The sequence below is a fragment of the Neisseria sp. CCUG17229 genome (assembly GCF_047839235.1).
GTDB classification, from domain to species: Bacteria; Pseudomonadota; Gammaproteobacteria; order Burkholderiales; family Neisseriaceae; genus Neisseria; species Neisseria brasiliensis.
The window spans coordinates 196,119-216,691 of sequence record NZ_CP181247.1; the positions used below are offsets into that span (position 1 = coordinate 196,119).

The 20,573-nt window shown below is 49.2% G+C and carries 16 protein-coding genes, 2 tRNA genes and 2 rRNA genes; 11 read left to right on the plus strand and 9 right to left on the minus strand.

Going from position 1 to position 20,573, the window contains the following annotated elements:
• Positions 1–123 precede the first annotated feature (123 nt).
• Positions 124–2,955 carry a valine--tRNA ligase gene (locus tag ACM67B_RS00965; RefSeq protein ID WP_416189778.1) on the plus strand — a complete coding sequence of 944 codons (2,832 nt, stop codon included), beginning with the start codon at positions 124–126 and terminating at the stop codon, positions 2,953–2,955.
• A gap of 106 nt (positions 2,956–3,061) precedes the next feature.
• Positions 3,062–3,256, plus strand: a complete 195-nt coding sequence (locus tag ACM67B_RS00970) for a hypothetical protein (RefSeq protein ID WP_095501720.1) — start codon at positions 3,062–3,064, stop codon at positions 3,254–3,256.
• Between the two features lie 57 nt (positions 3,257–3,313).
• Here the strand turns inward: ACM67B_RS00970 and ACM67B_RS00975 are convergent, their stop codons facing one another.
• Complete coding sequence (locus ACM67B_RS00975) at positions 3,314–4,663, minus strand: MFS transporter (protein ID WP_416189779.1); 1,350 nt, start codon at positions 4,661–4,663, stop codon at positions 3,314–3,316.
• 227 nt (positions 4,664–4,890) lie between these two features.
• Positions 4,891–5,700 carry a zinc transporter ZupT gene (gene zupT, locus ACM67B_RS00980; RefSeq protein WP_373753154.1) on the minus strand — a complete coding sequence of 270 codons (810 nt, stop codon included), beginning with the start codon at positions 5,698–5,700 and terminating at the stop codon, positions 4,891–4,893.
• A 251-nt stretch (positions 5,701–5,951) separates the two neighbouring features.
• Between zupT and pdxA the strand changes: the two genes are divergently transcribed.
• Both pdxA and ACM67B_RS00990 read left to right on the plus strand, forming a co-directional pair.
• Positions 5,952–6,950 carry a 4-hydroxythreonine-4-phosphate dehydrogenase PdxA gene (pdxA, locus tag ACM67B_RS00985; protein WP_416189780.1) on the plus strand — a complete coding sequence of 333 codons (999 nt, stop codon included), beginning with the start codon at positions 5,952–5,954 and terminating at the stop codon, positions 6,948–6,950.
• A gap of 95 nt (positions 6,951–7,045) precedes the next feature.
• A complete protein-coding gene (locus tag ACM67B_RS00990) occupies positions 7,046–8,047 on the plus strand; it encodes a S49 family peptidase (protein WP_154212862.1) in 1,002 nt (333 codons plus the stop codon).
• An 80-nt stretch (positions 8,048–8,127) separates the two neighbouring features.
• On the opposite strand, the gene ACM67B_RS00995 is transcribed toward ACM67B_RS00990, so the two are convergent.
• The 6 genes from ACM67B_RS00995 to ACM67B_RS01020 all read right to left on the minus strand — a co-directional run bounded on the left by ACM67B_RS00995 (position 8,128) and on the right by ACM67B_RS01020 (position 11,151).
• Positions 8,128–8,235, minus strand: a complete 108-nt coding sequence (locus tag ACM67B_RS00995; protein ID WP_416189781.1) for an IS3 family transposase — start codon at positions 8,233–8,235, stop codon at positions 8,128–8,130.
• 26 nt (positions 8,236–8,261) lie between these two features.
• The gene (locus tag ACM67B_RS01000; protein WP_416189782.1) at positions 8,262–8,729 is read right to left on the minus strand and encodes an IS630 family transposase; all 468 of its coding nucleotides are present in this window, start codon (positions 8,727–8,729) and stop codon (positions 8,262–8,264) included.
• Positions 8,730–8,748: 19 nt separating this feature from the next.
• Positions 8,749–9,075: an IS630 transposase-related protein gene (locus ACM67B_RS01005; RefSeq protein ID WP_416189783.1), complete on the minus strand. Its 327-nt coding sequence runs from the start codon at positions 9,073–9,075 to the stop codon at positions 8,749–8,751.
• A 33-nt stretch (positions 9,076–9,108) separates the two neighbouring features.
• Entirely contained in the window at positions 9,109–9,786 is a 678-nt protein-coding gene (locus ACM67B_RS01010) for an IS3 family transposase (protein WP_416189784.1), read from the minus strand.
• Between the two features lie 23 nt (positions 9,787–9,809).
• Complete coding sequence (locus ACM67B_RS01015; RefSeq protein WP_416188879.1) at positions 9,810–10,166, minus strand: helix-turn-helix domain-containing protein; 357 nt, start codon at positions 10,164–10,166, stop codon at positions 9,810–9,812.
• A gap of 88 nt (positions 10,167–10,254) precedes the next feature.
• Complete coding sequence (locus tag ACM67B_RS01020) at positions 10,255–11,151, minus strand: LysR family transcriptional regulator (protein WP_416189785.1); 897 nt, start codon at positions 11,149–11,151, stop codon at positions 10,255–10,257.
• Between the two features lie 102 nt (positions 11,152–11,253).
• Here ACM67B_RS01020 and ACM67B_RS01025 point away from each other — a divergent pair, with 102 nt between their 5' ends.
• Together ACM67B_RS01025 and ACM67B_RS01030 are read left to right on the plus strand one after the other, a co-directional pair.
• Positions 11,254–11,652, plus strand: a complete 399-nt coding sequence (locus ACM67B_RS01025; protein WP_416189786.1) for a DoxX family protein — start codon at positions 11,254–11,256, stop codon at positions 11,650–11,652.
• Between the two features lie 15 nt (positions 11,653–11,667).
• Positions 11,668–12,273 (plus strand): nitroreductase family protein, encoded by a 606-nt coding sequence (locus ACM67B_RS01030; protein WP_416189787.1) that lies wholly within the window; start codon positions 11,668–11,670, stop codon positions 12,271–12,273.
• Positions 12,274–12,408: 135 nt separating this feature from the next.
• On the opposite strand, the gene ffh is transcribed toward ACM67B_RS01030, so the two are convergent.
• Positions 12,409–13,779, minus strand: coding sequence for a signal recognition particle protein (gene ffh / locus ACM67B_RS01035; protein WP_416189788.1), 1,371 nt, complete (start codon positions 13,777–13,779; stop codon positions 12,409–12,411).
• Between the two features lie 118 nt (positions 13,780–13,897).
• Between ffh and ACM67B_RS01040 the strand changes: the two genes are divergently transcribed.
• The 5 genes from ACM67B_RS01040 (at position 13,898) to ACM67B_RS01060 (ending at position 20,534) form a co-directional block, all read left to right on the plus strand.
• Complete coding sequence (locus ACM67B_RS01040; RefSeq protein WP_416189789.1) at positions 13,898–14,704, plus strand: cytochrome C assembly family protein; 807 nt, start codon at positions 13,898–13,900, stop codon at positions 14,702–14,704.
• A 684-nt stretch (positions 14,705–15,388) separates the two neighbouring features.
• Positions 15,389–16,929 (plus strand): 16S ribosomal RNA (locus tag ACM67B_RS01045).
• A 128-nt stretch (positions 16,930–17,057) separates the two neighbouring features.
• Positions 17,058–17,134, plus strand: a tRNA-Ile gene (locus ACM67B_RS01050).
• Positions 17,135–17,145: 11 nt separating this feature from the next.
• A tRNA-Ala gene (locus ACM67B_RS01055) sits at positions 17,146–17,221 on the plus strand.
• 421 nt (positions 17,222–17,642) lie between these two features.
• Positions 17,643–20,534: ribosomal RNA gene (locus tag ACM67B_RS01060) — 23S ribosomal RNA — on the plus strand.
• Together the 16S and 23S rRNA genes with 2 tRNA genes alongside form the textbook arrangement of a ribosomal RNA operon.
• Positions 20,535–20,573: the final 39 nt, after the last annotated feature.

Genomic DNA, 20,573 nt, shown 5'->3' on the forward strand with positions numbered 1-20,573 from the left:
TCAGACGGCCTTTTTGCGTTATAATCAAGGCTATCTTATTTTCGACATCCGCTGACCTTTAAACGCTAATGTTTTGAGAGCAGGGCAGATGTTTTGTCATATTCTCACCAAACAGAATCCATCATGCTAGACAAATACAATCCCGCCGAAATCGAAGGCAAACATTATCAAAACTGGGAAAAACAAGGCTATTTCCAACCCCACATGGATTTGGCCAAACCGGCATTCTCCATTCAATTGCCGCCTCCAAATGTGACCGGTACGCTGCACATGGGGCACGCGTTCAACCAAACCATTATGGACGGCCTGACCCGCTACTACCGCATGAAAGGCTGCAACACCGCCTGGATTCCGGGCACCGATCACGCCGGTATCGCCACGCAAATCGTGGTTGAGCGTCAATTGGCAGCAGAAAACATTTCACGTCATGATTTGGGTCGCGAAGTCTTTTTAGAAAAAGTATGGGAATGGAAAAACATTTCCGGCGGCACGATTACCGAGCAAATGCGCCGTGTCGGCTGCTCGGCCGATTGGTCGCGCGAATACTTCACCATGGACGACGTGCGCGCCGAAACCGTGACCGAAGTGTTTGTGCGCCTGTTTGAACAAGGCCTGATTTACCGCGGCAAACGTTTGGTAAACTGGGATCCTGTGTTGGGCACCGCCGTATCTGATTTGGAAGTGGAAAGCGTGGAAGAACAAGGCTCGATGTGGCACATCCGCTATCCGCTGGCCGACACGCCGTCTGAAAGCGTGATTGTTGCCACCACCCGTCCCGAAACCTTATTGGGCGACGTGGCTGTGGCCGTGAACCCTGAAGACGAACGCTACGCCCACTTAATCGGCAAAGAATTGCTGCTGCCGCTGACCGGTCGAAAAATCCCCGTGATTGCCGATGAATATGTAGAAAAAGATTTCGGTACCGGCTGCGTGAAAATCACCCCGGCACACGATTTCAACGACTACGAAGTCGGCAAGCGCCACGACACCGTGTTGGTGAATGTGTTCGATTTAGAAGCCAAAGTATTGAGCCAAGCCGAAGTGTTCAACTTCAAAGGCGAAGTGCAAACGGGCTTTGCCCTGCCGGAAAGCTATGCCGGACTCGACCGCTTTGCCGCACGCAAACAAATGCTGGCCGATTTGGAAGCGCAAGGTCTGCTGGCCGAAGTGAAACCGCACACGCTGATGACGCCGAAAGGCGACCGTACCGGCTCGGTGATTGAGCCTATGCTGACCAGCCAATGGTTTGTAGCGATGTCTGCCACACCAAACGGTGGCGAGCCGGAGAGCGAATTTAAAGGCATGAGCTTGGCGCAAAAAGCCAAACACGCGGTTGACAACGGCGCGGTGAAATTCATCCCTGAAAACTGGGTCAACACCTACAACCAATGGATGAATAATATCCAAGATTGGTGTATCTCGCGCCAATTGTGGTGGGGTCATCAAATTCCGGCTTGGTATGACGAGCAAGGCAATGTATTTGTTGCCCGCAACCAAGAAGAAGCAGAAAAATTGGCCGGCCAAACCGGTTTGACCCGCGATGAAGACGTGTTAGACACATGGTTCTCATCGGCTTTAGTGCCGTTTTCAACCTTGGGCTGGCCGTCTGAAACCGATGAATTGAAAGCCTTTTTGCCAAGTAATGTGTTGGTGACCGGTTACGAAATCATCTTCTTCTGGGTGGCGCGCATGATTATGATGACCACTCACTTCACCGGCAAAGTACCGTTTAAAGACGTGTACATCCACGGCATCGTGCGCGACCACGAAGGCAAAAAAATGTCCAAATCCGAGGGCAACGTGATTGACCCGGTGGATTTGATTGACGGCATCGATTTAGAGCAGCTTTTGGTGAAACGCACCACCGGCCTGCGCCGCCCTGAAAAAGCACCGCAAGTGATTGAAGCCACGAAGAAACTTTTCCCCGAGGGCATTCCCGTATTCGGTGCCGATGCCTTGCGCTTCACCATGGCCAGCTACGCCAGCCTCGGCCGCAGCGTGAATTTCGACTTCAAACGTGCTGAAGGCTACCGTAATTTCTGCAATAAATTGTGGAACGCGACCAATTTCGTGCTGATGAACGTAGAAGACAAAGACTGCGGCCAAAACGAAACCGATCCGCTAGCCTACACCTTCGTTGACCAATGGATTATCGGTCGCCTGCAGCAAACCGAAGCTGCCGTAACCGAAGCTTTCGATACCTACCGCTTCGACTTGGCCGCGCAAACGCTGTATGAATTCGTGTGGAACGATTTCTGCGACTGGTACATCGAGTTGGCCAAAGTGCAAATCCAAACCGGATGCCCGACCACCCAGCGCACCACCCGCCGTACGCTCGTGCGCGTATTGGAAGTGATTCTGCGCCTGCTGCATCCAATTATGCCGTACATTACCGAAGAATTATGGCAAACCGTCGCGCCGTTGGCCAACGCCAAGCAAACCGACAGTATCATGATTACCGCATGGCCGGTAGCCGATGAAGGTAAAATCGTTCAGACGGCCTTTGATAAAATGACCGCGCTGCAAGACCTGGTTGGCGCCGTGCGTAACTTACGCGGCGAAATGGGCATTGCACCAAACGTTAAAGCGCCGCTGTTTATTGAAGGCAGCAGCGACATTGAAGATCTGCTGAAATACCTGCCGTCAATGACACGCCTGACCGAAGCCAAGCTGGTTGAAACCCTGCCGGAAGGTGACGATGCCCCAGTAGCCGTGTGCAACGGCGCTCGCCTGATGCTGAAAGTGGAAATCGACAAAGCTGCCGAAACCGCGCGTCTGACCAAAGAAGCCGAAAAACTGCAAAAAGCCTTGGACAAACTCAACGCCAAACTGAGCAAGCCCGGCTACACCGACAAAGCACCGGCGCATTTGGTGGAAAAAGACCGCACCGAATTGGCCGAGTTGGAAGACAAAATGGCTAAGGTGCAAAGCCAGTTGGCGAAATTGAAAGATTGATGATTGAGCTTAACTGCTTGAAATCATAAAAGGCCATCTGAAAGTTTACCCTTTCAGATGGCCTTGTTTCTTTTATAATCATATTATTGCCCAAAAGGAGTTGGTTATGACCATACCTAAAACCATCATCAAAACTGAGCCGTTGCCAAAAAATGCCACCGATGAAACCAAGCTGGAAAAGTGGGCGGAAATTTCCGCCGAATATGGCTTGAGTGGCGAATGGGCAGTGGCTGCGCGTTTAGGCGAAACACAAACAAGTGATGAACAGGTTGAGATGATTGCGAATTTGTTTGGTCGGTAAAGAAAAGGCCGTCTGAAAACATATTGTTTTTAGACGGCCTTTCAGTTCAACGCTATATTATTGTGAAACATTCAGTTTTTTCTGTTCCAACTTCATCACGCCGCGGTGGGTCATGTAGCAGCAGAAAATACACGTCACGACAGCAAACAGCAGCAGGTAGAAGCCTGCATCCCAGCCGTAACGTTCAGCCAAAATGCCGAATAGGGCGGTGCCGGAGAAGCTGCCCAACACATAGCTCAACAGGCCGCGTAAGCCGGTGGCGGAACCGGCGGCGAATGACGGCACCAGTTCGATGGCTTGCAATGATGATAAGAACATCGGTACATAAATCAAGCAGCCGACAATGCCCGCGCCGATGGTGACGGTGGCCAAGTCTTGTCCGCCCCAGTAGGCGAAGATGGCGGCACCCACGCCGAGCAAGGTGACGATGGCCAAGGGCATGCGTTTGCCTTTGAAGTATTTATCGGTCACATAACCGGCCAGCAGGGTTGACGGAATCGCCGCCCATTCGAAAATGGCAAATGCGGTGGCCATTTGGCCTTTGCTGAAGCCTTTGGTTTCCAAGAGATACAGCGGTAGCCAAGTCAATACGCCGAAGCGGATCATGTAGGTGAACACGTCGATAAAAGAAACGAACCAAACATTGATGTCTTTTAAGATGTATTGTTTGAAAATCTGCCAAGTGGTCAAATCGATGTCTTCGGTTTTGGTCACCACCAATTCTTCGTCGGCATTGTTCAGAATTTGGTTCATCGGCGGCAAACCTTCGTTGTAGGTACGGCCTTTACCAAAAATGTAGACGATTACTGCAATAATTGCTGCAATGGTTGTCGGCACGATGAAGTGTGCGGCCTGCCAATGTTCGGTACCGAGCCAAGCAATGGCGCCACCGGCAATCGGGGCCACCAAGCCGCCGCCGACGTTGTGGGAGATGTTGAAGAAGGCAGTAGTCACGCCGCGTGATTTACGCGGGAACCAGCTGGCCAATACTACATAAGCTGGACCTGCGCCCATGCCTTGAAAAATACCGTTGAGAATACACAAAAACAGGAAAATCCAAAACGAAGCGGAAAAACCCATCATCAGATTGACCACGCCCGACATTACCAAACCGAAAATCATAAAGTGTTTCGGGTTGGATTTGTCTGCCAGCGCCGACATTACGCCTTTACTGATGCCATACACCACCAACATGGTGCCGGAAATAAAGCCGATGTCTTTTTTAGTGAACCCGAATTCGCTGATGAGTTCAGGCGATGAGAGCAAGAAGTTGTTACGCAGGATATAGTAGGCGGCATAACCGATAAAAATGCCGAATAATGCCTGCCAACGCAAGCGGTTGTAGCGGTCGAGTATTTCCGCTTCGGGTACAGGGGTACCCGGTTTGGACTTCAGGAATGACAACATAAAACATCCTTAAATTTAAATGGAAAAAAATAAACCAAGCTGCGCAAAGCTTGGCAGCTTGACGGGGATAACAAAAATGAGAAATATTACAAAATTGTGACAATGGTAATGTAATTCTAAGTAGCTAACTATTTAATAAACGAACAAGTTTGATTTATGACAATAAAATAGCAAGTCTAGGCGGTATCCATTTCGGCAATGGGTGAATAGTAGCCAGACACGATCATTCAAAAATGAAATAAGACCAAGCTCAAGGCAATCACCGCCATGCCGGAGGTGAGGCCGTACACGGTTTCGTGGCCGTCTGAATAGCGTTTGGCGGCGGGCAATAATTCGTCTAAGGCAAGGAACACCATCACGCCGGCGATGATGCCGAACACGCTGCCGAAAATGGCTGGAGAAAGAAACGGTTTGAGCAGGGTGTAGCCCAAAATTGCACCCAAAGGTTCGGCCAAACCGGAAGCCAAGCAGGCCAAGACGGTGAGTTTGCGGTTGCGTGTGGCAAAATAAACCGGTGCGGCAATCGAAATGCCTTCGGGAATGTTGTGGATGGCGATGGCAAAAGCCAGTGGCATGCCGAGGGTGGGGCTTTCGAGCGTGGCGAAAAAAGTGGCCAAGCCTTCGGGAAAGTTGTGCGCGGTGATGGCAAACGCCGCCATCATGCCGATGCGGGCGACGTGTTGGCGGCGGCTTTCTTGAAATGCAGGGTCGTTGGCATCTAAGGTTTCGTGCGGGTTGGGCACAAGGCGGTCAATCAGCGCAATGGCCGCCATGCCGATTAAAAAGGCAATCGTGGCAGCGGCAAAGCCGTGCGATTCGCCGTGGGCTTGGGCGAAGGCTTCTCTAGATTTATCAAAAATTTCGGTGAGCGACACGTAAACCATCGCGCCGCCGGCAAAGGCCAGGCCAAACGATAAGGCGCGTGGATTGGGTGTTTTGGAAAACATCACCAAGCCGCTGCCCAATACGGTAAACAAACCTGCGGCCAGCGTGATGCCGAAAGCCGTCCAAAGATTAGATGAGCTGATTTCTAACATGATGTGTGTGATGACGTTATTTTATTAAAACGCAAACAGATTATCATAAAAAATAATAGTTATCATTAATATTTTGAGTAAGCAGGTATGGAGCGACGCATTAATTTTGCTGTGCGGCGCAGCGGTAAAATAATTGAACAATAAGCCTTGATGCAGGCAACGCGGTTTAGCCGCAAAAATCCGTCGCAGGGCTTGAAAAAAGGCAGCGGCTGGGGGAAACTGATGCCGATTTTCATTATAAAGGAACGACCATGTCCCAACCGATTTTAGCCGTCACCAGCGGCGAACCTGCCGGTATTGGCCCCGATATTTGCTTGGATTTGGCCTTTGCCGATTTGCCGTGCCGTCCGGTGGTGTTGGGCGACAAAACCTTATTGCAACAGCGTGCCGATATGCTGGGCAAAGCCGTGCAATTGGTTGATTTTGAAGCACAAAGGCCGTATGAACAGCAAAGCGGTGTATTGGAAGTATGGCATGTGCCGTTGAATGAACCATGCGAAGCAGGCCGTCTGAATCCGAATAATGCTGCGTATGTGTTGCAATTATTGGATACGGCTTACCAAGGCATTTCAGACGGCCTGTTTGCCGGTATGGTCACCGCGCCGCTGCACAAAGGCGTGATTAACGACGGCCATGCCAGCGGACATTTTTTCAGCGGCCACACCGAATATCTGGCTGAAAAAAGCAACACCGAGCAAGTGGTGATGATGCTCGCCGGCGGCGGTTTGCGCGTGGCTTTAGTCACCACGCATCTGCCGTTGAAAGATGTGGCCGCCGCGATTACGCAGCCTTTGGTGGAATCGGTGGCGCAGATTCTGCACGCCGATTTGCGTGATAAATTCGGCATTGCCGAGCCGCGTATTTTGGTGACGGGCTTGAATCCGCATGCGGGCGAGGGCGGTCATTTGGGTTGGGAAGAAATCGAAGTGATTAACCCTGCGCTGAACAATTTGCAGGCGCAGGGCATCGATGTGCGCGGGCCTTATCCGGCCGATACCGTGTTTCAGCCATTTATGCTTAAAGATACCGACGCGGTGTTGGCGATGTATCACGACCAAGGCTTGCCGACCTTGAAATATGCAAGTTTCGGGCAAGGCGTGAACGTGACCTTAGGGCTGCCGTTTATCCGTACATCGGTTGACCACGGTACAGCCTTGGATTTGGCCGGCAGCGGCAAAGCCGATTCGGGCAGCCTGATGGTGGCGGTGGCAACCGCATTGGAAATGGCGCGCAACGGGGCAAATCAATAAAGGCCGTCTGAATCAGTATGCCGTCTGAAAATCACATGTTTCAGACGGCTATTTGTTATACAATCACAGCTTGCGTTTAATCACAGAGAATCATCATGCAATACCGAATCCGCCGCCAAGGCGACCAAGTTCAAGAACATCCGGATCAGATGCCGTCTGAAAGCTGGGAGCGCCACACCTTGCGCGAAGTGTTGCTCGAAGCCTATAAAGACCGCCGCCGCGCACGCTTTTGGAAAAACTTTTGGCGTGTGATCGGTTTGCTGGTGTTTGTGTCATTTATTTTCAGCATGAGCCAAAGTGGTAAGAAAAGCAGCCCGATGGCGATGGGCACCGCCAAAGCACACACCGCTGTGATTAATTTAAGCGGCACCATCGGCGGTGGTTACGACGACCAAGTGCAGATGCTGCGTGAGAGCATGGAAGCGGCGTATAAAAACGGCAACGCCAAAGCGATTGTGATTCGCGCCAACAGTCCGGGCGGTTCGCCGGTGGTGTCGAACATTGCCTTCAACGAAATCCGCCGTCTGAAAGCCTTGCATAAAGATGTGCCGGTGTATGTGGTGGCGGAAGATACCTGCGCTTCAGGCTGCTATTATATTGCCGCGGCCGCCGATAAAATTTATGCTGATCCGTCCAGCGTTGTGGGCAGTATTGGTGTGATTAGTGGAGGTTTTGATGCTTCGGAAATGATGGACAAACTCGGTGTCAAACGCCGTCTGAAAACATCAGGCAGCAACAAAGGCATGGGCGATCCGTTTACCCCTGAATCACCCGAGCAGGCGAGAATTTGGCAGCAAATGCTGGATCAAATCCACGGCGAATTTATTAAAGCTGTACGCGAAGGGCGTGGCAATCGTTTGAAAGAAAAAGAAAATCCCGATATTTTTAGCGGCCGCGTCTATACCGGCTTGGAAGCGAAAAATGTCGGTTTGATTGATGATTTCGGCAGCATTTACAGCGTGGCGCGCGATGTGGTGAAAGCACCTGAGTTGGTGAATTACACGCCGGAAGACGATTTAACCAAATTGCTGAGCCGCCGTTTTGGTGCGGAAGTGAAAGCGAAAGTAGAAGAAACGTTGGCGGATATGTTGCGTTGAGTAAGTTTTATTGACAAGGCCGTCTGAAAATCTATGCTGGTGAACTGTCCCCCAATTCTTGGACAAATTAAAAATCTTTCTCAAACAGCCTGTTCAAGCTGGGTTCTGTAAGCCACAGGACTCAGCTTTTTTAAATTCAAACTAATACGTTCATAATTGTAGTAACGTATGTAATCATCTATAGCCAATAAACTTAATTTTTGCCACCCAGTCTTTACGCAAATAACTCATCAATACACTGGATACGATGCCTTCGTCTAAAGTCCTTAACCCAAGCCCAACAGTGTTCAATCGGATTGAGGTCGGGGCTATACGGCGGCAACCATAAAACCTGATGACCGGCCTCCTCAAGTAAGGCTGCTGCTTCTCCTTTATGGAAAGTGGCATTATCCATAACCACGATGCTTTGTGCAGGGAGTTGAGGGAGCAGCATCTGTTTAACCCAACTGTCAAAAATACTGCGGTTGATACTGAAATCAAACAGCCCTATGGCAAACAGCCTATTATCCTGTAAAGCACCAATCGCATTGGTTTGATTTCTCCCCTGCCAATCGTAGCTGCTGTAGCACCTACTACCCCTTTGTGCATAGCCGTAAAGGCGACAGTCGTTCTTTTTAAAGCCACTCTCATCCAAATAAACGATAGGGTGCTTCTTTAAGCGAAAACGATGCAGCCGTTTCAAAAATCTTTTTCTGATTTCCTTATTGGCTTTCGGATGACTGTGGGTCTTTTTTTCGGCTAATGTTCCACTTTTTTAAAGCTTTTCCAATAGCGGCGGCAGAACAGCCGAAGCGCTGTGCCCGTTCGTCATGGTAGGCATCGGGATACTCGGCCACATCTTGAAGTAAGGCTTCTCGGCTGATCTTTCGGCACTTTCTCTGCTTGGGGTAACCTTTGGGAATGGGATTCTTTATCCATCCTCTTAAGGTTGCCCGAACGATACCCATTTCTTGCGCGGCCTGCCGGACGGAAAGGCCTTGTTCAATTTTCTGTAGCGCCAATTGGCGGAAGTCGGTTGAGTAAGTCATAATGGGTATTATGGCAAAATTTAAGTTTATTAGCTATATCACTTTGGTCAACTCTGCCACCGATAACACACCTTCCTGATAGAAGCTTTCCACTTTTAATGTCCCGAAGAAACTCTCCATCGGTGCATTGTCCCAGCAATTCCCTTTGCGCGACATGCTCTGCACAATGCCTTTCTCCGCCAGCTTTTCCCGATAAGCCTGAGTTCGGTAAAGCACACCTTGGTCAGAATGCAGCAGCGGGGTCTGCCCTTTCAGACGGCCGAATGCCTTATCCAGCATCTGCATGACCATCTTGCTGTCCGGCTTTCTACTGAGCTCATAAGCCACAATCTCACGATTGAATACATCCAATATCGGCGATAAGTACAGTTTGCCGTCGGTGCATTTAAACTCGGTCACATCGGTCAACCATTTATCTCCCGCTTTATCAGCAGTGAATGCACGCTTAAGGATGTTTTTCGACGTCTCTCCTATAACTTGCGGACGATAGGATTTTTTGTTGCGCACTTTGGCTTTCAAACCCAATAATCCCATAATACGCTGCACTTTCTTTTTATTCCACGATAATACAGCTCCAATCCGCCGTTGGCCGTAGCGACCTTTGTGTTGGTGATAAACTTCACTCACCGCCGCTTTGGCTTCCATATCGGGATCGGATTTACCGATGTGGTAGTAGAAACTGCTTTTGGGTATGCCGGCACTGTGCAACAAGTATTTCAGCAGGTGCTTCGCCCTCAGCGTTTGAACGGTTTCGCAACTTTGGTGGCGTTCTTTTCGTTGAGGGCTTTCATGTGCTTTAGGTAGTCGATCTCCGCCCTCATGTAGCGTAACTCTTCAATCAGCTCTGCCTGAGTTTTTTCATGGTCGGGTTTGTCGACGATAAAGGGATTGTTGCGTTTGGTCTGCGTAGTCTTCATAAGCGTAGCCTGTGGGTGCTGAAGTGCGGCTATACCGCCTTGACGGTAGGCGGCAATCCAACGGCGCAGGTGGGTGCGTGAGACGTTGAAATGGTCTGCGGTACGCTGTTGGCTGTGCACTTGATGGTAATGGAGTACGGCTCGGTATTTGAAGTCTAGTGTATATTTGGACATAAGAAAACTGCACCTTTTTAAGTTGGGGGGAAGTGTCCAACTTTTGGGGTGCAGTTCATGGTTTTCAGACGGCCTTTTTATGTGTGCATCAACCGTTCACTTGCTGAATCTTCTCGTTAATAAAATCAATAAAGCTGCGCACCTTCGCGCTCAAAAACGCGCGGTCAACATAAGCGGCGTTGAGTTGCTCGTTTACCATGGTGTATTCGGGCAACAGGCGCACGAGCGTGCCGTCTTCCAAATCTTTTTGCACCACCATTAGCGGCTGATAGCCGATGCCGCCGCCGGTTTTGACCAGCTCGCGCACCATCAGCGTATTGTCGGTGAGCATCACCGGCTTCAAGCTGAGCGTGGATTTTTCGCCGCTGGCGGTGTGGGTGATTTCGACATTGCGCTGGTTGGTGTAGGAGGGCAGAATCGCTTGGTGCTGCATCACTTCTTCAAGTGTGGTCGGCTTGCCGTGTTGGCAGATGTATTCGGGTGAAGCGACCAAAACAAATTGAATCACCGCCAAGGGCTTCACAATCAGCGAAGGGCTGGGCGTTTTCGATACGCGCAAAGCCAAATCGAAACCTTCAGCAATCAAATCGACGTGGCGGTTGTCGAGCACCAAATCCAGCGTGACTTCGGGATAGCGTTCGCGGTATTCCACCAGCCAGCTGCTCAATAAGCTGTTGGCAAACCAAAGCGGCATGGTCACGCGCAGCATACCTTGCGGTTTGTCGGTGCCGCCGGCGGCTTTTTGCGCGGCGGTGTCGAGAGTATCAAGCGCGTAGCTGCATTGGCGGTAGTATTCTTCGCCCGCTTCGGTTAAGTGTAGGTTGCGGCTGTTGCGGTGCAGCAGCTTGGCTTGAATGGTGTTTTCCAAATGGCTGACGTGTTTGCTGGCCATGGCGGTGGAGATATTGAGCTGCTCGGCTGCGCGGGTGAAGCTGCCGTTTTGTACCACATGGCGGAAGACTTTTAAGCTGAATAAGGTATCCATGTTTTCTTATCCGGAAATAGTGTATCAATGAAAAGAGTATATATTAACCAAAAAGAATTATCTATACTGCGTTCATTGATGCTTAACCAAGAAGAAAACAAAATGAATTTCTTAGCTCGCTTCCAACCCATGCTCTTGTCGATTCTGCGCATTGCCGCTGCGTATATGTTTATGTTGCACGGCTCGGCCAAGCTGTTTGCCCTGCCGCATATTGAAATGTTTGACGGTTTGCAGATTTTCTCGATTTACGGCTTGGCCGGTATTTTAGAATTTGTTGGCGGGATTTTACTGTTGCTGGGCTTGTTTACCCGTCCGGTAGCGTTTATCCTGTCTGGACAGATGGCGGTGGCCTATTTTATGGCACACACCGAACCCAACGCTTTATTGCCTTTGTTGAATGGTGGCGAAGCAGCTGCTTTGTTCAGCTTTATTTTCATCTACATTGCCGCAGCGGGCGGCGGCGCGTGGGCGTTGGACAACCAATTTAAAAAATCTCATTGATATAAAGGAATGAAAATGGCTTATCAAGATGTACAGCAAGCAGCAGAAACCCGTCGTTCGATTTACGCATTAAACAAAAACCTGCCAATCAGCAATGATGAAGTGAATCAAATCATCGAACATGCCGTGTTGCACACGCCGTCTTCGTTTAATTCACAATCTACCCGCGTTGTGGTGGTGTTTGGTGCGGAACACGAAAAAGTATGGGGTTTTGTCGAAGATGCGTTGCGTCAAATTGTTCCGGCTGAAAAATTTGCACCAACCGAGCAAAAATTGAACGGCTTCAAAGCCGCTGCCGCGACGGTTTTGTTCTTTGAAGACCAAGCGGTAGTGAAAGGCTTGCAAGAGCAATTCCCATCGTATGCGGAAAACTTCCCGATCTGGGCGGAACACAGTAACGCCATGCACCAATATGCGATTTGGACAACTTTGGCCGCTGCCGGTGTCGGCGCCAACCTGCAACACTATAATCCGTTGCCGGATGAGGCGATTGCCAAGGAATACGACTTACCGAAAAGCTGGACTTTACGCGCGCAAATGGTTATCGGCGGCATTGAAGCGCCGGCCGGTGACAAAGAATTTGCCCCGTTGGCAGATCGTTTGAAAGTATTTGGTGCGTAAGTATCTTAAGCACGAAAAAGTGATATAAAACATGCCGTCTGAAACCTTTCAGACGGCATGTTTTTAATATAAAAGGCCGCCTGAAGAAAATGATTCAGACGGCCTTTATCTTTATATTGATTCAAGCAAACAGCATTACATGCCCGGGAACATCCCTTTCATGCCCTTCATGCCTTTAGCCATTTTCATCAGCTTCGACATGCCGTTGCCGCTGAACATTTTCATCATTTGCTGAGATTGCTCGAATTGTTTCAACATTTTGTTCACTTCCTGCACATTGGTGCCGGCACCGGCAGCGATGCGGCGTTTGCGGCTGGCTTTAATTAAAGCAGGGTTGGCACGTTCTTTCGGAGTCATCGAGTTGATAATGGCTTCAACTTTGCCCATGGCTTTTTCGGTAGTACCTTCCGGGATTTGTTTGGAAATCTGGCTGAGTTCGCCCGGCATTTTCGACATCAGGCTTTCCAAGCCGCCCATGTTGCGCATTTGCTGAATTTGTTCTTTAAAGTCATTCAGGTCGAAGCCTTTGCCTTTTTGGATTTTCTTCGCCATTTTGGCAGCGGCTTCTTCATCGATGCCGCGCTGAACGTCTTCAATCAGACTCAATACGTCGCCCATGCCCAAAATGCGGCTGGCGATGCGATCAGGGTGGAACGGTTCCAAGCCGGTGACTTTTTCGCCGATACCGATGAATTTAATCGGTTTACCGGTCACATGGCGCACAGACAAGGCCGCACCACCACGCGCGTCACCATCCATTTTGGTCAGGATGACACCGGTAAGCGGCAAGGCTTCGTTAAAGGCTTGGGCAGTGTTTACCGCATCTTGACCCAGCATGGAGTCGATGACGAACAGCGTTTCCACCGGATTAACGGCCGCATGAAGCGCTTTAATTTCGTTCATCATCTCTTCATCGATGGCCAAACGACCAGCGGTATCGACCATCAACACATCATAGAAATGCTTTTTGGCATAATCCACTGCGGCGCGGGCAATATCAACCGGCTTTTGACTGATGTCGGAAGGGAAAAAATCCACGCCGACTTGTTCGGCCAATAAACGCAATTGTTCAATCGCAGCAGGGCGGTACACGTCGGCAGACACCACCAGAATTTTTTTCTTTTGCTCAGTTTTCAATAAGCGCGCCAATTTGCCGACAGTCGTGGTTTTACCCGCACCTTGCAAACCGGCCATCAACACCACAGCAGGCGGTGCAACGGATAAATCCAGCGAGGTGTTTTCTTTGCCCATCAATTCAATCAGGGCATCGTTCACCACGCCGATAAAGGCTTGGTCGGGTGTCAGGCTGCCGGCCACTTCTTGGCCGAGTGCTTTTTCTTTGACGTTGTTGATGAATTCTTTGACGACCGGCAAGGCAACGTCGGCTTCCAATAAAGCCAGGCGGACTTCACGCAAAGCTTCTTTAATATTGTCTTCGGTTAATTTTGCATGGCCGCGGATGTTTTTCAAAACGCTGCTGAAGCGGTTGGTTAAGTTGTCTAACATGCTTATCCTTGATAATGAGAATAGCTGCCCACAAGAGAGCATTATTTGATAAAATAAAATCGGTTTTATTTTACACTATCGTACGCGGTTATGAATATGCGTACAGAGAAAGTTTGTTATGCCGATAATTTTGATTTGCCTGATGCTGGTGTATGCTGGTTTGTCAGGCTTTGTGTGGTTGCGCCATAAAAAACACCGCGATCAGGCGTATCCCATCCATGCCGAATTAATGGTATTGGGCGTAGCGTTGCTGGTACATGGCGCGGCTTTATTACTGCCTGTGGTTAGAGATCAAGTGTTGATTACAGGATTCGGCTATTCCATCAGCCTGATTGTGTGGCTGATGCTGATGATGTATTGCTTAGGCAGCTTCTTTTATTGTTTGCGCGGATTGCAATTACTTTTATATCCGTGTGCGGCGCTGTCTTTAATATTAGGTATGATTTTTCCGGGCAAATTTATCGGTTATGAGATCAGTGATGTACCGTTTATGCTGCATGTGGGTACATCATTATTGGCATACGGCTTATTCGGGATTGTCACGCTGTTCGCCGTATTGATTCTGCTGTTAAACCGGAGCCTGCATAAGCGCAAAATGTCATCATTGGTCACATTTTTACCGCCGCTATTGAGTTTAGAAAAATTGATGTTCCGCGGTATGTTGGTCGGCTTTGTTTTGTTGACTTACTCCGTGGTCAGCGGAACATTCTTCGCTGAAAGCGTATTTGGCAAGCCGGTCACCTTTAGCCATAAAACTGTGTTCGGCATTTTGTCGTGGTTGATTTACGGCGGCTTACTGCTCAAGCACAGTATGATGGCATGGCGCGGCAAAAAAGCAGCGATTTGGACGATTATTGGTTTTATTAGTTTGGTATTGGCTTATGTCGGCAGCAAATTTGTTTTGGAGGTTATTTTGCCGCAGTAAGTGAAATGGAAAAGAGCTGCTATAAAAGCAGCTCTTTTATTGGATATTGCGTTGGTACTACCATTCTCTTCTATTTTATAACCTTTGCTATCTTGGCTTTTTCTTCGTCGAATGAAAATGAATTCATCACGACTATGGCTTAAATGTAATAGATAGTTAACAAATATGCAAGTATTATTTTGAATGATTTACTACCACTAAAGTATTAAATAGAAAAGTATTTTAGTTGAAGATTATGGATAACAAAGGCCGTCTGAAGATTTCAGACGGTCTTTGTATATAACGCTGATAAGTTTGGGTAGTTGGAGTAGTTTTTTACAAATTAGTTTAAATTGAATTTCATTGTAAAACAGCGATTTGTTGATTTTTGTAGAAATTATTTGTTTGTGGGAGTTGACGGTTTTGGGGGAGAGGGGTATAGTTCGGTTCTTCGCTGCTGACGCAGTAGCGAAACGAACTGATAATTATAGCACGGTTGATTTAATTTTTCGATGAAATTTGAAAAAAAGAGTTGACAAGCAGTTTGAGTGATGTATAATTCGGTTCTTGTTCTTTAACAAACAGATTACCGATAAGTGTGAGTGCGACAAGCCTCACACTGCGACAAAAACAGACAAGATGTAGAAATATCTATACTTTGTCAGTTTCTTTGAAGCAGACCAGAAGTTAAATAAGTTAGAGATTAAACATAAGAGTTTGATCCTGGCTCAGATTGAACGCTGGCGGCATGCTTTACACATGCAAGTCGGACGGCAGCACAGAGAAGCTTGCTTCTTGGGTGGCGAGTGGCGAACGGGTGAGTAATATATCGGAACGTACCGAGTAGTGGGGGATAACTAATCGAAAGATTAGCTAATACCGCATATTCTCTGAGGAGGAAAGCTGGGGACCTTCGGGCCTAGCGCTATTTGAGCGGCCGATATCTGATTAGCTAGTTGGTGGGGTAAAGGCCTACCAAGGCGACGATCAGTAGCGGGTCTGAGAGGATGATCCGCCACACTGGGACTGAGACACGGCCCAGACTCCTACGGGAGGCAGCAGTGGGGAATTTTGGACAATGGGCGCAAGCCTGATCCAGCCATGCCGCGTGTATGAAGAAGGCCTTCGGGTTGTAAAGTACTTTTGTCAGGGAAGAAAAGCATAGTGCTAATATCACTGTGTGATGACGGTACCTGAAGAATAAGCACCGGCTAACTACGTGCCAGCAGCCGCGGTAATACGTAGGGTGCGAGCGTTAATCGGAATTACTGGGCGTAAAGCGAGCGCAGACGGTTAGTTAAGCAAGATGTGAAATCCCCGGGCTCAACCTGGGAACTGCGTTTTGAACTGGCTAGCTAGAGTGTGTCAGAGGGGGGTAGAATTCCACGTGTAGCAGTGAAATGCGTAGAGATGTGGAGGAATACCGATGGCGAAGGCAGCCCCCTGGGATAACACTGACGTTCATGCTCGAAAGCGTGGGTAGCAAACAGGATTAGATACCCTGGTAGTCCACGCCCTAAACGATGTCAATTAGCTGTTGGGCAACTTGATTGCTTAGTAGCGTAGCTAACGCGTGAAATTGACCGCCTGGGGAGTACGGTCGCAAGATTAAAACTCAAAGGAATTGACGGGGACCCGCACAAGCGGTGGATGATGTGGATTAATTCGATGCAACGCGAAGAACCTTACCTGGTCTTGACATGTACGGAATCCTCCAGAGACGGAGGAGTGCCTTCGGGAGCCGTAACACAGGTGCTGCATGGCTGTCGTCAGCTCGTGTCGTGAGATGTTGGGTTAAGTCCCGCAACGAGCGCAACCCTTGTCATTAGTTGCCATCATTCAGTTGGGCACTCTAATGAGACTGCCGGTGACAAGCCGGAGGAAGGTGGGGATGACGTCAAGTCCTCATGGCCCTTATGACCAGGGCTTCACACGTCATACAATGGTCGGTACAGAGGGTAGCCAAGCCGCGAGGTGGAGCCAATCTCACAAAACCGATCGTAGTCCGGATTGCACTCTGCAACTCGAGTGCATGAAGTCGGAATCGCTAGTAATCGCAGGTCAGCATACTGCGGTGAATACGTTCCCGGGTCTTGTACACACCGCCCGTCACACCATGGGAGTGGGGGATACCAGAAGTAGATAGGGTAACCGTAAGGAGCCCGTTTACCACGGTATGCTTCATGACTGGGGTGAAGTCGTAACAAGGTAGCCGTAGGGGAACCTGCGGCTGGATCACCTCCTTTCTAGAGAAAAGAAGAGGCTTCTCGCATTCACACTTATCGGTAAACTGTAGAAGATGCAAAAGATATTGAGAGATCAAAAAAAAGAACGGTTAAAAACTGAACTTAAACGATTTCAAAATAACGACCTTGGGTTTGTAGCTCAGCTGGTTAGAGCACACGCTTGATAAGCGTGGGGTCGGAGGTTCAAGTCCTCCCAGACCCACCATAACTCATACTGGGGGCATAGCTCAGTTGGTAGAGCACCTGCTTTGCAAGCAGGGGGTCATCGGTTCGATCCCGTTTGCCTCCACCACGCACTTCCCAAATCAAAGTCAGTTGGCAGGAAGAACAAAAAAGCGCATAGCGCTGATTTTTTTGTTTGACCAATAAAAGCTTGACAGAAAAAAGAAGGCTGATATAATGGCCAGCTCATTTTGATTTGCGAAGTCAATAGCAATATTGAAAAGCATCGATCTTTAACAAATTGGAAAGCCGAAATCAACAAACAAAGACAATGTTGATTTACTTTGACAATCAGCTATTTGCAAATGGCTGATTGTTGTAAAGAAGTAAATCACAGAATTTGGGTGATGATTGTATCGACTTAACCCTGAAACACAAAAGGCAGGGTTAAGACACAACAAAGCAGTAAGCTTTATCAAAGTAAAAACATCTAGTTCCACTACTTGTCAACGGTAGTGCGGATTAAGTCAAAGAGGTTCTTGAAATGATAGAGTCAAGTGAATAAGTGCATCAGGTGGATGCCTTGGCGATGATAGGCGACGAAGGACGTGTAAGCCTGCGAAAAGCGTGGGGGAGCTGGCAATAAAGCTTTGATCCCGCGATATCCGAATGGGGAAACCCACTGCATTTTGTGCAGTATCCTAAGCTGAATACATAGGCTTAGAGAAGCGAACCCGGAGAACTGAACCATCTAAGTACCCGGAGGAAAAGAAATCAACCGAGATTCCGCAAGTAGTGGCGAGCGAACGCGGAGGAGCCTGTACGTGATAATTGTTGAGATAGAAGAACAAGCTGGGAAGCTTGACCATAGTGGGTGATAGTCCCGTATTCGAAATCTGATCAATGGTACTAAGCGTACGACAAGTAGGGCGGGACACGTGAAATCCTGTCTGAATATGGGGGGACCATCCTCCAAGGCTAAATACTCATCATCGACCGATAGTGAACCAGTACCGTGAGGGAAAGGCGAAAAGAACCCCGGGAGGGGAGTGAAATAGAACCTGAAACCTGATGCATACAAACAGTGGGAGCGGACATGTTCCGTGACTGCGTACCTTTTGTATAATGGGTCAACGACTTACGTTCAGTAGCGAGCTTAACCGAATAGGGGAGGCGTAGGGAAACCGAGTCTTAATAGGGCGACTAGTTGCTGGGCGTAGACCCGAAACCGAGTGATCTATCCATGGCCAGGATGAAGGTGCGGTAACACGCACTGGAGGTCCGAACCCACGCATGTTGCAAAATGCGGGGATGAGCTGTGGATAGGGGTGAAAGGCTAAACAAACTCGGAGATAGCTGGTTCTCCCCGAAAACTATTTAGGTAGTGCCTCGAGAATGAGACTGATGGGGGTAAAGCACTGTTATGGCTAGGGGGTTATTGCAACTTACCAACCCATGGCAAACTAAGAATACCATCAAGTTGCTCCTCGGGAGACAGACAGCGGGTGCTAACGTCCGTTGTCAAGAGGGAAACAACCCAGACCGCCAGCTAAGGTCCCAAATGATAGATTAAGTGGTAAACGAAGTGGGAAGGCCCAGACAGCCAGGATGTTGGCTTAGAAGCAGCCATCATTTAAAGAAAGCGTAATAGCTCACTGGTCGAGTCGTCCTGCGCGGAAGATGTAACGGGGCTCAAATCTATAACCGAAGCTGCGGATACGTGTTTACACGTATGGTAGGGGAGCGTTCTGTAGGCCGAAGAAGGTGCATTGAGAAGTGTGCTGGAGGTATCAGAAGTGCGAATGTTGACATGAGTAGCGATAAAGCGGGTGAAAAGCCCGCTCGCCGAAAGCCCAAGGTTTCCTACGCAACGTTCATCGGCGTAGGGTGAGTCGGCCCCTAAGGCGAGGCAGAAATGCGTAGTCGATGGGAAACAGGTTAATATTCCTGTACTTTGATTCAATGCGATGTGGGGACGGAGAAGGTTAGGTTAGCAAACTGTTGGAATAGTTTGTTTAAGCCGGTAGGTGGAAGACTTAGGCAAATCCGGGTCTTCTTAACACCGAGAAGTGATGACGAGGCACCAAGGTGCTGAAGTAACCGATACCACGCTTCCAGGAAAAGCCACTAAGCTTCAGTTGAATCAGAACCGTACCGCAAACCGACACAGGTGGGCAGGATGAGAATTCTAAGGCGCTTGAGAGAACTCAGGAGAAGGAACTCGGCAAATTGATACCGTAACTTCGGGAGAAGGTATGCCCTTCGATGTGAAAGACTAGCTCTGTAAGCATTGGAGGGTCGCAGAGAATAGGTGGCTGCGACTGTTTATTAAAAACACAGCACTCTGCTAACACGAAAGTGGACGTATAGGGTGTGACGCCTGCCCGGTGCTGGAAGGTTAATTGAAGATGTGCAAGCATCGGATCGAAGCCCCAGTAAACGGCGGCCGTAACTATAACGGTCCTAAGGTAGCGAAATTCCTTGTCGGGTAAGTTCCGACCCGCACGAATGGCGTAACGATGGCCACACTGTCTCCTCCTGAGACTCAGCGAAGTTGAAGTGGTTGTGAAGATGCAATCTACCCGCTGCTAGACGGAAAGACCCCGTGAACCTTTACTGTAGCTTTGCATTGGACTTTGAAGTCACTTGTGTAGGATAGGTGGGAGGCTTAGAAGCAGAGACGCCAGTTTCTGTGGAGCCGTCCTTGAAATACCACCCTGGTGACTTTGAGGTTCTAACCCAGACCCGTAATCCGGGTCGGGGACCGTGCATGGTAGGCAGTTTGACTGGGGCGGTCTCCTCCCAAAGAGTAACGGAGGAGTTCGAAGGTTACCTAGGTCCGGTCGGAAATCGGACTGATAGTGCAATGGCAAAAGGTAGCTTAACTGCGAGACCGACAAGTCGAGCAGGTGCGAAAGCAGGACATAGTGATCCGGTGGTTCTGAATGGAAGGGCCATCGCTCAACGGATAAAAGGTACTCCGGGGATAACAGGCTGATTCCGCCCAAGAGTTCATATCGACGGCGGAGTTTGGCACCTCGATGTCGGCTCATCACATCCTGGGGCTGTAGTCGGTCCCAAGGGTATGGCTGTTCGCCATTTAAAGTGGTACGTGAGCTGGGTTTAAAACGTCGTGAGACAGTTTGGTCCCTATCTGCAGTGGGCGTTGGAAGTTTGACGGGGGCTGCTCCTAGTACGAGAGGACCGGAGTGGACGAACCTCTGGTGTACCGGTTGTCACGCCAGTGGCATAGCCGGGTAGCTAAGTTCGGAAGAGATAAGCGCTGAAAGCATCTAAGCGCGAAACTCGCCTGAAGATGAGACTTCCCTGAGGATTTAATCCTCCTAAAGAGTCGTTCGAGACCAGGACGTTGATAGGTCGGGTGTGGAAGCGCAGTAATGTGTGAAGCTAACCGATACTAATTGCTCGTGAGGCTTGACTCTATCATTTGAAGAACTTCAAAGATAAAAGCTTACTGATGA